The 14,894-nt window shown below is 33.9% G+C and carries 17 protein-coding genes and 2 tRNA genes; 16 read left to right on the plus strand and 3 right to left on the minus strand.

Going from position 1 to position 14,894, the window contains the following annotated elements:
• The 4 genes from Q1J40_RS08470 to pilW form a co-directional block, all read left to right on the plus strand.
• On the plus strand, positions 1-184 hold a 184-nt coding region (locus Q1J40_RS08470; RefSeq protein ID WP_301099702.1), incomplete at its 5' end, for a thiamine pyrophosphate-dependent enzyme.
• Between the two features lie 16 nt (positions 185-200).
• Positions 201-1,145 carry an AEC family transporter gene (locus Q1J40_RS08475; RefSeq protein WP_301099703.1) on the plus strand — a complete coding sequence of 315 codons (945 nt, stop codon included), beginning with the start codon at positions 201-203 and terminating at the stop codon, positions 1,143-1,145.
• A 254-nt stretch (positions 1,146-1,399) separates the two neighbouring features.
• Positions 1,400-2,560, plus strand: a complete 1,161-nt coding sequence (gene rlmN, locus Q1J40_RS08480) for a dual-specificity RNA methyltransferase RlmN (RefSeq protein WP_301099704.1) — start codon at positions 1,400-1,402, stop codon at positions 2,558-2,560.
• 76 nt (positions 2,561-2,636) lie between these two features.
• Entirely contained in the window at positions 2,637-3,215 is a 579-nt protein-coding gene (pilW, locus tag Q1J40_RS08485) for a type IV pilus biogenesis/stability protein PilW (protein ID WP_301099705.1), read from the plus strand.
• On the opposite strand, the gene Q1J40_RS08490 is transcribed toward pilW, so the two are convergent.
• Positions 3,208-3,591 carry a SufE family protein gene (locus Q1J40_RS08490; protein ID WP_301099707.1) on the minus strand — a complete coding sequence of 128 codons (384 nt, stop codon included), beginning with the start codon at positions 3,589-3,591 and terminating at the stop codon, positions 3,208-3,210. The two genes, pilW and Q1J40_RS08490, sit on opposite strands and share 8 nt — an antisense overlap.
• A gap of 127 nt (positions 3,592-3,718) precedes the next feature.
• Here Q1J40_RS08490 and clpP point away from each other — a divergent pair, with 127 nt between their 5' ends.
• From clpP to Q1J40_RS08510, 4 genes are all read left to right on the plus strand, one after another.
• On the plus strand, positions 3,719-4,309 hold the full coding sequence (gene clpP, locus Q1J40_RS08495; RefSeq protein WP_301099709.1) for an ATP-dependent Clp endopeptidase proteolytic subunit ClpP: 591 nt from the start codon (positions 3,719-3,721) through the stop codon (positions 4,307-4,309).
• Positions 4,309-5,559, plus strand: coding sequence for an ATP-dependent protease ATP-binding subunit ClpX (clpX, locus tag Q1J40_RS08500; protein WP_301099711.1), 1,251 nt, complete (start codon positions 4,309-4,311; stop codon positions 5,557-5,559). Before clpP ends, clpX begins: the two co-directional genes overlap by 1 nt.
• A 64-nt stretch (positions 5,560-5,623) precedes the next feature.
• On the plus strand, positions 5,624-6,613 hold the full coding sequence (gene lpxK, locus Q1J40_RS08505) for a tetraacyldisaccharide 4'-kinase (protein ID WP_301099766.1): 990 nt from the start codon (positions 5,624-5,626) through the stop codon (positions 6,611-6,613).
• Positions 6,606-6,770 (plus strand): Trm112 family protein, encoded by a 165-nt coding sequence (locus tag Q1J40_RS08510; RefSeq protein WP_301099713.1) that lies wholly within the window; start codon positions 6,606-6,608, stop codon positions 6,768-6,770. The genes lpxK and Q1J40_RS08510 overlap by 8 nt, the downstream gene beginning before the upstream one ends.
• 44 nt (positions 6,771-6,814) lie before the next feature.
• On the opposite strand, the gene infA is transcribed toward Q1J40_RS08510, so the two are convergent.
• Both infA and Q1J40_RS08520 read right to left on the minus strand, forming a co-directional pair.
• Entirely contained in the window at positions 6,815-7,033 is a 219-nt protein-coding gene (gene infA / locus Q1J40_RS08515) for a translation initiation factor IF-1 (RefSeq protein ID WP_025217878.1), read from the minus strand.
• Between the two features lie 109 nt (positions 7,034-7,142).
• Positions 7,143-7,793 (minus strand): YtjB family periplasmic protein, encoded by a 651-nt coding sequence (locus Q1J40_RS08520; protein ID WP_301099716.1) that lies wholly within the window; start codon positions 7,791-7,793, stop codon positions 7,143-7,145.
• 130 nt (positions 7,794-7,923) lie between these two features.
• Here Q1J40_RS08520 and serB point away from each other — a divergent pair, with 130 nt between their 5' ends.
• The 8 genes from serB (at position 7,924) to Q1J40_RS08560 (ending at position 14,790) form a co-directional block, all read left to right on the plus strand.
• The gene (gene serB, locus Q1J40_RS08525; protein ID WP_301099717.1) at positions 7,924-8,811 is read left to right on the plus strand and encodes a phosphoserine phosphatase SerB; all 888 of its coding nucleotides are present in this window, start codon (positions 7,924-7,926) and stop codon (positions 8,809-8,811) included.
• The gene (locus tag Q1J40_RS08530; protein WP_301099718.1) at positions 8,798-9,289 is read left to right on the plus strand and encodes a YajQ family cyclic di-GMP-binding protein; all 492 of its coding nucleotides are present in this window, start codon (positions 8,798-8,800) and stop codon (positions 9,287-9,289) included. Before serB ends, Q1J40_RS08530 begins: the two co-directional genes overlap by 14 nt.
• 173 nt (positions 9,290-9,462) lie before the next feature.
• Positions 9,463-9,555, plus strand: a tRNA-Ser gene (locus tag Q1J40_RS08535).
• Positions 9,556-9,570: 15 nt separating this feature from the next.
• Positions 9,571-9,647: transfer RNA gene (locus Q1J40_RS08540), tRNA-Arg, on the plus strand.
• Between the two features lie 65 nt (positions 9,648-9,712).
• Positions 9,713-11,011, plus strand: a complete 1,299-nt coding sequence (locus tag Q1J40_RS08545) for an NAD(P)/FAD-dependent oxidoreductase (RefSeq protein WP_301099719.1) — start codon at positions 9,713-9,715, stop codon at positions 11,009-11,011.
• Positions 11,012-11,795: 784 nt separating this feature from the next.
• A complete protein-coding gene (locus Q1J40_RS08550; RefSeq protein WP_301099720.1) occupies positions 11,796-13,481 on the plus strand; it encodes a carbon starvation CstA family protein in 1,686 nt (561 codons plus the stop codon).
• Positions 13,482-13,534: 53 nt separating this feature from the next.
• Positions 13,535-13,801: a cory-CC-star protein gene (locus tag Q1J40_RS08555; protein ID WP_301099721.1), complete on the plus strand. Its 267-nt coding sequence runs from the start codon at positions 13,535-13,537 to the stop codon at positions 13,799-13,801.
• Positions 13,802-13,812: 11 nt separating this feature from the next.
• Positions 13,813-14,790 (plus strand): ArsA family ATPase, encoded by a 978-nt coding sequence (locus Q1J40_RS08560; RefSeq protein WP_301099722.1) that lies wholly within the window; start codon positions 13,813-13,815, stop codon positions 14,788-14,790.
• The last annotated feature ends 104 nt before the right edge of the window (positions 14,791-14,894 follow it).

Consider the following 14,894-nt stretch of genomic DNA (forward strand, 5'->3'; position numbering starts at 1 on the left):
AAATGTCCCTGGAATAGAATTACCAGGTATTGATATGACAGAAATAGCGAAAGGTTATGGATGTAATTCATCTCGAGTGAATAGCGTGGCAGAGTTAGATGAAGCGATCAAAAAAGCCTTAAGCGACCCACATGTACACTTGATTGATGTACATGTAGATCCAGGTAAAGGTCAAGTGTATTAATATTTGAGGTCAAATAATGTTCGATACTATTATTAGTGCATTATTACCTATCTACGTTGGTATTGCGTTAGGTTTTTTCGCAGGGAAGCGTGGGATAGTTGATAATCAGAATGTGAAATCAATCAACATGATGTTGATGACATTTATGGTGCCTTTAACCATGTTTATTGCCATTGCACGTACTCCGAGAGAGTTGATTCTTCCTAATTTACCTCTTATTTTGGTAATAGGATTATCCATGCTCGTAATGTTCTTTGGAACTTTACTTATCCAACGTAAATTCTTTGGATTTGGATTGACTGATGGGGTTGTACAAGCATTAATCGTTGCATTCCCTAACTTTGCCTCTCTTGGTATCCCACTCTTATTACCTTTGTACGGTGATCAGGCTGCATTACTCGCAGCAACAGGGATTGTGTCAGGTTCAATTTTTGTGACACCTATTGCATTATCATTGTTGAGAATGGGAAGTGCAATTGACTCTGGAGCTGAAGTTTCTGTTACTAAAGAGTTCTTTAAAGCGCTTTCTGGCGCAGTGAGAACGCCTGTATTTTTCTTCCCCATTTTAGGTTTGATATGGTCAATATTAGGTATCCCAATGCCAAGTTTTGTTCCTACTTTATTTGGACCAATTACTCTTGCAACTGGTGGGGTTGGATTATTCATTACGGGCTTATTACTTTCTGCCCAAAAGATACAATTAAATGTTAATGTAACGTTGAGTGCTATATTAGCGAATATGATTCAACCTTTAGTTGGTCTGGGTATTGGCCTATTGATAGGAATTGATTATGTAACAGCCGCACGTGCAGCAATTTTAATGGCTATTCCATCCGCATTCTTTGGCTTAGTATTTGGCGCATTAGTGAATTCTCGTCCAGCCGTAGCTGGTGCAACACTACTATTATCTTCAATAGGAGGTATCTTTACACTTGCAATTTTCTTAGGTTGGCTAGTGTAAAATTGTGATTTATAAATTAGTCATCTCATGAGATTAACTTGTGAGATGACTTTGTAATATACGTAAAATATTCATTTAAACTGACCGCTTGTAAACAAATTTTACGATCTATATCGAATAATACAATTTTTCTATTTTGAAAATGTTATAAAAACCACTAGCCTAATAAGAAAGACACAAGTAAAATCTGCAACCTTTAATTCTTGCAAAACTAACCTTTTGCCATAATTCGTGTAATAACGAGGCTATTATCAATGTCTGAAACAATTCAAGCAACAAATATTAGTTGTACAACGACTAAACAAGAAAAAATTAATTTATTAGATTTAAACCGCCAACAAATGCGAGAGCTATTCGCAGAAATGGGAGAAAAGCCTTTTCGTGCAGATCAGTTAATGAAATGGATTTACCATTTTGGTGAAGATAACTTTGATAATATGACGAATATTAACAAAGTATTACGTGAAAAATTAAAACAAATCGCTGAAATTAAAGCACCTGAAGTTGCTGTCGAACAACGTTCTTCAGATGGTACAATAAAATGGGCAATGCAAGTAGGTGATCAACAAATTGAAACGGTTTATATTCCAGAAGATGATCGTGCAACATTATGTGTATCTTCACAAGTTGGCTGTGCGTTAGCTTGTACATTCTGTTCAACAGCACAACAAGGGTTTAACCGTAATTTATCTGTTTCAGAAATTATTGGACAAGTGTGGCGAGCCTCTAAAATTGTGGGGAATTTTGGTGTAACAGGTATTCGTCCTATTACTAATGTGGTAATGATGGGAATGGGGGAGCCGTTACTTAATATGAGTAATGTTATTCCAGCAATGGAAATTATGCTAGATGATTTTGCCTATGGCCTATCAAAACGCCGTGTTACGCTTTCAACTTCAGGTGTAGTTCCTGCATTGGATAAAATGCGAGATCAAGTTGATGTAGCTTTAGCAATTTCACTTCATGCGCCTAATGATGAGTTACGTAATGAGATAGTACCAATTAACAAGAAATATAACATTAAAATGTTAATTGATTCAGTGAATGAGTATTTAAAAGTATCTAATGCCAATCATGGTAAAGTCACTATTGAGTATGTGATGCTAAATCAAGTAAATGATGGAGTAGAACATGCTCATCAATTAGCTAAGGTATTAAAAAACACCCCAAGTAAAATCAATTTAATACCATGGAATCCGTTCCCAGAAGCACCTTATGCAAAAAGTTCAAATACCCGTATTGATCGTTTTCAAAAAACATTAATGGAATATGGTTTTACTGTAACTGTCAGAAAAACACGTGGTGATGATATTGATGCAGCTTGTGGCCAGCTTGCTGGAGATGTAATAGATAGAACCAAACGTACAATGGAAAAACGTAAGTTTGGTCAAAATATATCTATTTCAACACATTAATATTTTATTTACTTTAATGGTGAATAGATTAGCCATATTTACCATCTTTATTTTTAAGTGAGTCGTAGAGGTTATTATGAAATTTGCAAAATATTCTCAGAATATTACCGCTTGTTTAGCTATTCTATGGCTTGCTGGCTGTACAATCCAATCTAATCAATCTGTTAAATTTAAACGCTCTGAAGCTGTAGAAGCAAGAGTAAAATTAGCTCTAGCTTATTTAGAGCAAAATGATTTTCCAAAAGCAAAGCAGAATATAGATACAGCAATGAAACATGATAGTAATGACTATCTACCCTACTCTATACTCGCTTATTATTACCAACAAATTGGTAATACAACTAATGCTGAAAAAGCATATCAATCTGCCATTCAATTAAGCCAAAAACAAAATAATAATGATCAAGCTTCTCCTGATGTATTGAATAATTATGGTACATTTTTATGTAAGCAGGGGAAGTTTGAACAGGCTTATACCCAATTTAATTTAGTGTTAAATAGTGAAAGACCTTATTATCATCAAGCAGATACTCTTGAGAATTTAGCTCTATGTGCTTATGAGGCTGGAAATAATACCCTTAAGAAAAACGCTTTAACACAATTAATTAAATTGGATACTAATCGAGCAGAACAATTGAATAAATTAATTAAATAACTTGTTTAACTCTTGTTTCTATTTGGTTTAGTCCATTTAGACGGGTACTGGTTAAGTGACGAGTAATCCCCAAGTCATCAAATAATTTTTGAATATTAAATAATTTAAGTTCTTCTCTCGATTGTGTAGACAATGAGGCAGTAACTATAACTAACAACCCTTGCATTAAGCGAGCATCACTATACGCTTTGATTATTCTTGGTTCTAACTGAAATTCAAACCACAATCGACTTTCGCAACCATGAATTTCAGTCCATTGCGCTAGTTCTTCTTCCGTTGGTTTAGGGAGTTTTTTACTTAATTGAATGAGCAAGCGGTATCTTTCTTCCCAAGATTTGCAATTCGCGAACTGAATATAAATTTCATCAATGGACATATGTTCTCCTGTAATTTGCAAAAGATTGTAACGATCTCACCGCTATTTGTTAATCTCTTTATTTATACAGTGGGCAATTTTTGCTAGAATTCACCAAGTTAACGGTTTTTTATATAAGGAACACAGAATGGCAGTTATTCCAATGGTAGTTGAGCAAAGTTCAAAAGGTGAACGAGCTTATGATATCTACTCTCGTTTATTAAAAGAACGAATTATCTTCTTGAATGGTGAAGTAGAAGATAACATGGCAAATTTGATCGTGGCACAATTACTTTTCCTTGAATCAGAAGATCCAGAAAAAGATATTAGTATTTATATTAACTCACCGGGTGGCTCTGTTACAGCCGGCATGGCAATTTTTGATACAATGAATTTTATTAAACCTGATGTTAGCACTGTTTGTATTGGACAAGCGTGTTCAATGGGGGCTTTTTTACTTTCAGCAGGAGCTAAAGGTAAACGTTTTGCGTTACCACATGCACGAGTAATGATTCACCAACCATTAGGTGGGTTCCGTGGACAAGCTTCAGATATTCAAATACATGCGCAAGAAATTTTAAAAATTAAACAAACTTTAAATCAACGTATGGCAGAGCATTCTGGTCAACCTTTAGAAAAGGTAGAAAAAGATACTGATCGTGATAACTTTATGTCTGCTGAGGAAGCAAGAGCTTATGGTTTAATTGATGCAGTAATGACACATAGAGATGGTAAATAATGAGTAATTTTGAGAAAGAGCCACACTGTAGTTTCTGTGGAAAACAACGTTCAGAAGTCGATGCTTTAATTGAAGGTACTGAAGGTTATATTTGTAATGAATGTATTGAGGAATCTTATACGTTATTAAATTCCGATGAAGATTTATTAAGTGAGACTGATAAAAAACAAGACGGGGAAGTCTTTGATAAAGTCCCAACTCCTCATGAAATTCATGCGCATTTAGACGAATATGTAATTGGGCAATCTCATGCGAAAAAGGTTTTGTCTGTTGCAGTTTATAACCATTATAAGAGATTACGTAATACTTTGGCTGATAATAAAGAAAGTGAAGAGGTTGAGTTAGGTAAAAGTAATATTTTATTAATTGGACCAACAGGAAGCGGAAAAACATTATTAGCAGAAAGTTTAGCTCGTCGTTTAAACGTTCCTTTTGCTGTCGCAGATGCAACTACATTAACCCAAGCAGGCTACGTGGGCGAAGATGTTGAAAATGTGATCCAAAAATTATTAATGAAATGTGATTATGATCCAGAACAAGCTGAAAGAGGGATCATTTTTATCGATGAAATCGATAAGATCACTCGTAAATCAGAAAATCCATCATTAACTCGTGATGTTTCTGGCGAAGGTGTACAACAAGCGTTGTTAAAACTTGTAGAAGGTACTGTAGCGAATATTAACCCACAAGGTGGACGTAAACATCCTAAACAAGAAACAATTCCAGTCGATACATCTAAAATTCTATTTATTTGCGGTGGAGCTTTTGCTGGATTAGATAGAATTGTTGGAGCGAGAACAAATAAGCAAGGTGGAATTGGTTTTGGTGCTGAATTAAAGAAAGATAAAGAGCGTGAAGCTCTTTCTGAATTATTTAAACAGGTTGAGCCAGAGGATTTAGTAAAATTTGGGTTGATACCAGAATTGATTGGCCGTTTACCAATAATCACACCTTTAGAAGAATTAGATGAACAAGCATTAGTGAAAATTCTTACTGAGCCTAAAAATGCTATTATTAAGCAATACCAAGCTTTATTTAATATGGAAGGAGTAGAATTAAAATTTACTAAAGATGCTTTACTTGCAATAGCTCAAAAAGCAATTTCACGTAAAACAGGCGCTCGTGGATTACGTTCAATTGTTGAAGAATTATTACTGGATACAATGTACGATCTTCCTTCACTTAATGCAAAGAAGGTTACTGTAGGCAAAGCTGTTGTTGAAAAAAGTGATAAACCTAAAATTGACTAACCAATAGAAATTAAAAAAAGAATAGATGATGGATATTATCCATTCTTTTTATATAAGGCTGATGATGAAAATTTGGCAATCAATTAACCTTTTCACTATCCTACTTTCTCCCTTATCTCTGCTTTTTTTTCTGATAAGTGCTTTGAGAAAATGGTTATATAGTAAAAGAATTATTAAAACTTATCGCTCTCCAGTACCTGTTTTAGTAGTCGGAAATATTTCTGTTGGTGGGAATGGTAAAACGCCAACAGTAATATGGCTTGTTGAGCAGTTACAACAGCGAGGGATTAAAGTAGGCGTAATTTCTCGAGGTTATGGCGGTACAAATAAAATCTTTCCTCAGCTTGTTACTGCTAAAAGCCTGCCAGTTGAAATGGGAGATGAACCCGTATTGATTGCACAACGTACTCAAGCTCCTGTTGCTATTTCACCTAATCGTCAGCAAAGTATTGAGTTATTACTTTCTCAGTATGATTTAGATCTAATCATCACTGATGATGGCTTGCAACATTATGCGTTAGAACGTGATATGGAATGGGTAGTCATTGATGGTGAACGTCGCTTTGGTAATGGATTTTTATTACCTGCTGGTGGATTGCGTGAGTTACCAAATCGTTTAAATTCTGTACAGGCAGTGATTTGTAATGGTGGAATTGCAAAAAATAATGAGCAGTTAATGACTTTACAGCCAGATGATGCCATTAATTTGAAAACGAGGGAAAAAAAACCACTTACACAATTTTATGGCAAACCTTGTATTGCTTTTGCTGGGATAGGCTATCCACCTCGATTTTTCAATATGTTGCATGATTTAGGGATTAAATTGAACGAAAGTCATAGTTTTGCGGATCATCAATCTTATACAGCAGAAAGTATTCAGGAAATTTCTCAACCAAATATCCCATTGCTGATGACAGAAAAAGATGCCGTAAAATGTTTGGCATTTGCTCAAGATAATTGGTGGTATATTCCAGTATCTGCAAAACTATCTAACGAATCTACCGTTTACTTACTTGATCCAATTTTAAAATTATTAGGAAAACAATATGAATGAAACATTATTAAATATAATTGCCTGCCCTGTTTCTCATACGAAATTGGAATGGGATAGAGAAAATAATCGTTTAATTTCTCGTGAAGCCAATCTATTTTACCCAATAGAGAATGGTATTTTAATTTTATTACCAGAGAAAGCAGAAAAATTAGCATAAAAAAATGGAAGCACAATGCTTCCATTTTTTCCACCGCAACTAAATTATCTTGCTCTAAAAATAATACGAGCTTTACTTAAATCGTAAGGTGTCATCTCAACGGTAACTTTATCACCTGTTAAGATTCGGATATAATTTTTACGCATTTTCCCTGAAATATGAGCCGTAACAACGTGTCCATTTTCGAGTTCTACACGGAACATTGTATTAGGTAAGGTTTCTAGAATCGTACCTTGCATTTCTATGGAATCTTCTTTAGCCATTTATTCCTCTTATTCCTATTTTTGTTAATTCGTGAGTAACTTTTGTTAATTTAAGTGTCAGTTAAAGACAAAGCGCTGGATATTATACTATCCCTTACTCGAATTACAATCATTTACGTACAAAAGCTCTTCGTTTTGAATGGAATCGTTGAGCTGGATTATATCGAGGTGTAATTTTAACATGACTATGCATAATTGGATTTCTTCGTTTAAAATAGAAGAAACAGCTTATAAATAAACCTCCAGCAAGAAACAAAATAATTAATTCTCCATATAATAAATGAAAAAGATCATTAATTTTATTTTGTGTAGTCTGTCCATATTGAGTATTTAGAGTAACTCTTAAAAAACCAATAAGTTCTTGTTGAGATAATATGGGTTCAACAATTTGTTGTGTATTTGTATTTTGTTCACTTTCTTTTTTGGTTTGAAATTGATGAGCATTATTACTTTGTGCAATTAATACGCCTGATGTTGAGTAGAGTGTTGCATCAATCACAAATTCTTCTTTAGAAAATGTATCTAATGCATCGACTAACTCTTCATTTTCTGCATTTTGCACAAGTAATAATGAAAATAACTTTGCTTGTTGACGGACGATCAGATGTGACAAATTTGAAACTTGATTAATTGTAGCAAGTTGAGAACCTACTTTGAATTGACTAATGCCTGCGAAGATTATTGCAACAACTACAATACACAACATTGCAACCCCTGAAAGTATGCCTACCCTTAATATATTTTTCTTTGTTATTCTCATAGATACTCCCATTTTATTCCTTATCGTATTCTAGCCTGTAAATAATAAATGGACAATTTAAAAGGGATTATAGACAGGACGTGATTATTTTCTTATGATCATTCAAATACTTATTGCAGAAGATTTTGGTATGAAAAACACTTTTTTTATTTATTCAAGAACTCTAGATACGCAAAAGATAGAAAAAATTGCGTCTGACAACTGTGCTATTTTATTAGGTGCGAGTCAATATTTAGATTACCAAATCGCCTTTTTTAAAGGGAAATTGAATGAGTATATTCGTGAAAAGGCTAATTTGATGTCATTTGATTATAGTGATTTATCTATCATTCCTGATTTGACACAAACTGGATTGCTTGTAATGGATATGGACTCAACGGCAATAAAAATTGAATGTATTGATGAAATTGCTAAATTGGCTGGTACAGGTGAAAAAGTGTCAGATATTACCGCAAGAGCAATGCGAGGAGAACTCGATTTTGAACAAAGTTTGCGTGAGCGTGTAGGAACACTAAAAAATGCACCAGAAAGTATTTTGCAAAAAGTACGGGATAACTTACCGCTTATGGAAGGTTTTGAACAATTAATTTCAATACTTAAGCAATATAATTGGAAAATTGCCATTGCCTCTGGTGGATTTGATTATTTTGCCGATTATTTAAAACAAAAATATGGGCTAGATGAAGCTGTTTCAAATAAACTAGAAATTTCATCAGGTAAACTAACTGGAAATGTTCTGGGAAGAGTGGTAGACGCTCAATATAAATCTGATACCTTGTTACGATTAGGGAAAGATTTTAATATTCCTAAATCACAATGGGTTGCGATTGGTGATGGAGCAAATGATTTATTAATGCTTAATAGTGCAAGTCTAGGCGTTGCTATTCATGCAAAACCAAAAGTACAAGAACAAGCTAAATTTAAAATTAATTTTGGTGATTTAAGTGCATTAACCTTATTATTAAATGCAAAAAATTTATTGAATCAATTAGGAGAAAAAGAATATGCCATCCTTTGATATTGTATCTGAAATTACTATGCACGAAGTGCGTAATGCCGTTGAAAATGCTAATAGAGTATTAAGTACTCGTTATGATTTTCGTGGCGTAGAATCAGTTATTGAATTAAATGAAAAAAACGAGACTGTAAAATTAACCACTGAATCTGATTTCCAACTAGAACAATTAGTCGAAATTTTAATTGGTGCTTGTATTAAACGAGGTATTGAACACAGCTCTTTGGATATTCCTACTGAAAGTGAACACCATGGTAAACTTTACAGTAAAGAAATAAAGCTTAAACAAGGTATTGAAACTGAAATGGCGAAGAAAATTACTAAACTAATTAAAGATGCAAAAATTAAAGTACAAACTCAAATTCAAGGTGAGCAAGTACGGGTAACAGGAAAATCTAGAGATGATTTACAATCCGTTATTCAGCTGGTAAAAGGTGCAGAATTAGGTCAACCATTTCAATTTAATAATTTTAGAGATTAATTGAATGCTGAATATAAGATTTACTTAACGTTATGATATTTAGTTTATTTATCAATAACTAGACAAAAAAATATCATTTTGACTATGATATAGACAAGCGTTCCATTTTTTCAAAAAAGCGTTTGACATATTTTTAGAAACTAGTAATATGCGCATCCACAGACACAGTGTGTGGTGAGATGGCCGAGAGGCTGAAGGCGCTCCCCTGCTAAGGGAGTATGGGGTCAAAAACTCCATCGAGGGTTCGAATCCCTCTCTCACCGCCATTTACTCTTTATTGGGCACCCGTAGCTCAGCTGGATAGAGTACTCGGCTACGAACCGAGCGGTCAGAGGTTCGAATCCTCTCGGGTGCGCCATTTCCACATATATTCTTTCTTTATTCCTAGATATAATTAATAGGTACCATTTTTACTGGTTTTTTATGCTGAATTTTTCATACCAAGAACATATCCGTACTTACTATTCAGATTCTCGAAATATACATTTACAATTTACTTCTCTCTCTAAACAAGTATTCGCTGATGTATGTGTAATTGGTGCTGGCTTTTTAGGATTATCTACCGCACTGGAACTCGCAGAAAAAGGGAAACACGTCATTGTGCTAGAAGGAGCAAGAGTTGGCTTTGGTGCTTCTGGTCGTAGTGGAGGACAAGCAATAAATGGATTTGAAGAAGGCATAGACGAATATATTGAACAACAAGGATTTGAACAAGCTAAAAAATTATGGGATATGTCTCTTGAAGCAATTCAAATTATCGATGAGCGTATCAAAAAATATAATATTCAATGTGATTGGAAAAAGGGATATGCAACTCTTGCTTTGAATGAGCGACGTTTAGATGATCTTATCCGTATTGAGAAAGCTGCACATGATGCATTTGGTTACACCAATATGGAATTATGGGATAAAAAGAAGCTATCCAACCATGTTGGTAGTGAGGTTTATTGTGGAGGTTTATACGACTCTCAATCAGGTCATTTGCATCCATTGAATTATTGCTTGGGCTTAGCTAAAGCTGCAATAGATTCTCAAGTTTCTATTTTTGAGCATTCACCTGCTATAGATATTAAATCTAAAGATTCTTATATTGAGGTATCTACACCCGAAGGAATGGTTAAAGCAAATCATGTTGTATTAGCAACTAATGCTTATATTGACAGTAAAACCAATAAAAAATTTGGATCTACCCTTGCTCGTAAGATCTTACCTGTTGAAAGCTTTATTATTGCAACAGAACCTTTGGATGAGGATATGGCTAATAGTGTAATCAATAACGGTATGTCAGTATGTGATAATAATATTTTACTAGATTATTATCGTTTAAGTGCAGATAACCGATTACTATTTGGTAGTGATTCTAGTAGTAATACTAATATGATCGAAAAAATGCGTCGTAATATGTTAGATATCTTCCCTCAATTAGAATCAATAAAAATTGATTATGGATGGGCAGGACCTATTGATATGACTTTAAATGCTTCTCCTCACTTTGGTCGAATACAGTCGAATATTTACTTTGCTCAAGGTTTTTCTGGACATGGTGTTGCCTTAACAGGATTAGCAGGAAGAATTATTGCTGAAGCAATTGATGGTAATGATGAACGCTTAAGAGTTTTTGAGAAATTAAAAGTGCCGACTATTTGGGGGGGAAATTGTGTCAAAAAACTTGCACTCAAAATAGGTATACCTTATTACCGATTTTTAGATAAGTATAGATAATCTTTTTAAAGATCCAATGATATTGGACTTCTCTTTCTTTTACATTATTTTTGAGTTTAGTCTAGATAATAACTAGACTAAACTATTTTAACTAGTTGTTTTAAAAAATAAATGTAAATCTTTGAGTTACTATACCGACTGAACATCATTAGATTTATGGTAATAAATTGTTTGGCTTAAACAAACAATCTGACAGTTTACTGTAATACTAATAGAATGATATGTTTGTAATTCTTGTACTCACACTTTACACTCGCAAATAGACACTAGAGTCTTTTTGTGATTTCTTCTTACATCTATGATTGTAGGTTTAAATCGGCATACATTTGTTTGATATCTGCAGCTCTCTTCTTTAAGTTCTCTTAAGTGGTTAATATACGAAGCTTCCATACCACCATATTTCACTTTTTATTTACAAATAAGTTGATTTGATAATGTCATATTTACAGGCACAATTCTTGAGTTGATGCATTTACTTTAGCTTATTTTAGCATCGAGATTATTTATAGTTCAGTCATTATCTATGAGTATCTCTTATTTTTAGCTCTGTTACAAATAGTTCAACTGAAATTTAAATAATAGGTTTATTACCTTTTTGTTATTTAATTTTTGAGTAAAAATTATTCAATTTTATTGAAAAAATATGATTTTAGGTGTAATTTTGCGACACCAAAAGTAGCAATATTAATTTTGTAAAATTGGTAAGATTTTAAGATAAGTTTTTGGTATTTATCTATAAATAAATATACGTAGATATAAAAATATTAATTATAAAGGAGCTTTTATGAATGCCGTATGGCTTATGCTGATTGGCTTTATTACTTTTGCATTTGGCTGGTTTGTTTATTCCCGCTTATATTCATCAAAAGTATTAGAACTTGATGATAATTTCGTTACTCCAGCACATGAATATCGAGATAATGTAGACTTTGTTCCAGCAAACAAATTTGTGCTTTGGGGACATCACTTTACTGCTATTGCAGGAGCAGCTCCTATCGTTGGCCCTGCTATCGCTGTCCAATGGGGATGGTTACCTGCATTTCTGTGGGTTGTCATTGGAACCGTTGCATTTGCTGGTATTCATGATATGTCAGCACTATGGGCGAGTGTAAAAAATGAAGGTAAGAGTATAGGAACTATATGTACTCGCTTTGTTGGTAACAAAGTTGGTCAACTATTTATGGTTGTTATTTTCTTAGTTTTATTAATGGTAAATGGGGCATTTGGCGTTATTATTGCTAAAGAGAGTGTAGAGCATACTAGTACCATTATCCCAGCTTGGGGGGCTGTTGTAATTGCTCTCTTGATGGGACAAGCTATGTATAGATTTAAGATGAAACTTGTTCCAGTTACTATTGTAGCAGTTATTGCACTTTATGTTCTTGTTCCAATTGGAGTAGCCTTTCCTGTGAGCTTACCAGATTCATTCTTTGGATTAAATCAAGATTCTCAATGGGTTGTGTTACTTTATATCTATGCAGGTATTGCCTCCATTCTTCCTGTATGGGCATTACTTCAACCTAGAGACTACGTTAATGGCATTCAATTATTTGTTGGTTTAATCTTACTATACGCAAGTATCATTATTGTTCATCCAAGTATTTCTGCACCGAGCATTATTCCTGCCGTGACAGATAATCCAGGTGGATGGCAAATGGTAATTCCTGTGCTATTCATTACTGTTGCTTGTGGTGCAATAAGTGGTTTCCATGGAATAGTAAGTTCTGGTACAACATCAAAACAAGTTAATAAAATGCAAGATGTACGTTTTGTTGGATACTTAGGATCTATGGGTGAAGGATCTTTAGCTTTAGCGACAATAATTGCTTGTGTTGCTGGATTAAGCTTAGTAAATGCAGATCTCAATCTTGATAGCTGGGCAGACTTATATAAAGGAGGTACTGCAAGCTTTGTATCTGGCGGTGGTGCTATTATCTTCGAAGGACTTGGTATTCCGCAAGGCGCAAGTTCAACCTTACTTTCTCTTATGGTTATCCTCTTTGCTGCGACAACGATGGATGCAGGTATTCGTCTTCAAAGATATATTATCCAAGAATGGGGGGATATGTATGATATTAGCTTCTTAAGAGGTAAAGGCGTTGCGACTATTGTTGCTGTAGCAACTTCTTTCGCTATTTCAATGAATGGAGTGAGCGATGGTCAAGTTGCTATTTGGCCTTTATTTGGTGCAACCAACCAATTATTAGCTAGCCTTACACTTATGGTAACAGCAGTTATCTTGCTTAAGTCTAACAAATTTAGCGGTAGCTTAATTGTTCTTATTCCTATGAGCTTTATTCTGATCATGAGCTTCTGGGGTGCCATTATTAAACTTGGTGATTATTACATGGCTGAGAATTATCTACTTACAGTCTTAAATGCCATTGTTATTATTGTAACTTTACTTGTTGTACTATCTTCACTTAAAGTGATAAGCAAAGTATTGGCTGACAGAAAAACATCTGCTTAAATATCTTACATTGCCTTGCTTTACGCAAGGCAATGTATTTTTAAGGATTTGGTATGATAAAAAGAATTATTCGATTTACAAAAGATCTTGAGCAGTTTTATGTAGGCATGCATAAAAGTGCAATTCTAAAAGAAAATACAGAGATTGATGATTTCTTCATGATTATTGCTTTTAGTGAAATTTACGGTATAGAAAATCCATATTCTCTTTATACATTAGAAATGTTACCAGCACTTATGCCACGATTCCATCGTTGGCATCAGAAAGTTGGGTTAAGACATTCCTTCTTTGAAAATTTTCCATGTAGTTGCTGTTGCTAAAAGGATCTGATATGAATAGTAAACAACTTCCTAAAGTGTTATTTGTCGGAGGGAAAGGTGGTGTTGGGAAAAGTACAACTTCAAGTGCTATAGCTGTTGCATTATCTAATGCACATAATAAAGTTCTATTAGTATCTACGGATCCTGCTCATAATTTAAGTGATATCTTTGATGTTAAATTAAAAAATACAACAACAAAGATAAATGAGAATTTGAATATCATTGAGATTGATTCAGCTCTTGAAGCAAAAACTTATGTAAACCATGTTGCAAAAAATATGAGAGGCTTTGTTAGTGCCACAAGCTATGATCGCATAGACGATTATTTTACCAAAGTAGCGGATAGCTCTTCAACTTTGGAAGCAGCATTGTTTGAAAGGTTAACAACAATTTTGACCAAAGAAGCTGATGAATATGATTATGTTATCATTGATACAGCACCGACAGGTCATACCTTAAGATTATTCTTCATGCCTAAGGAATTAAAAGACTGGAGCAAAACATTACTTAGTATGCAAGAACGTGGTGGTATGAGTGAGAAAGTTTTAGGTCATTTGGAGGGCGGGGATAAAAATAGATTCAGCGATCCAGATGGCTTTATTCGAGGACAATTAATAGAAGTTCTTGACGAAAGATATCTCCGATATAGCGCATTTTCAAATTTAGTTAAAGATCCTAAAAAGTGTGGCATTATTCTCGTATTAAATGCTTCAAAATTAGCTATTGCAGAAACAGAAAGAGCAATTCAAAGCTTGGATAAAAAAGGCTTAAAGCCTTATGCAATTGTATTAAATAAAGTGTTACCAACAGATTCAGAGGATGAATTCTTAAGTTCTAGAATTGCACAGGAAGCAGAGTATGTATCTCAGAGTGATAAGATGTTTAGTCGTTATCATTATGCAAAGATTCCACTCTTTAAACGAGATATCATAACAAAAGAGAGTCTTGAGGTTTTTGGTAAGAGTGTGCTTGACTCTATTATCGAATAAAATATAGAGCTAAGTAGATTAGCCCTATAAATTTCTATATATGTTGTACTGTTTTAGGAGAGAGTTATGGTCTATTATATCTAAAAATAAAAGCCTTAATTATT

It is taken from the genome of Otariodibacter sp. (assembly GCF_029256985.1).
Taxonomy (GTDB): domain Bacteria; phylum Pseudomonadota; class Gammaproteobacteria; order Enterobacterales; family Pasteurellaceae; genus Otariodibacter.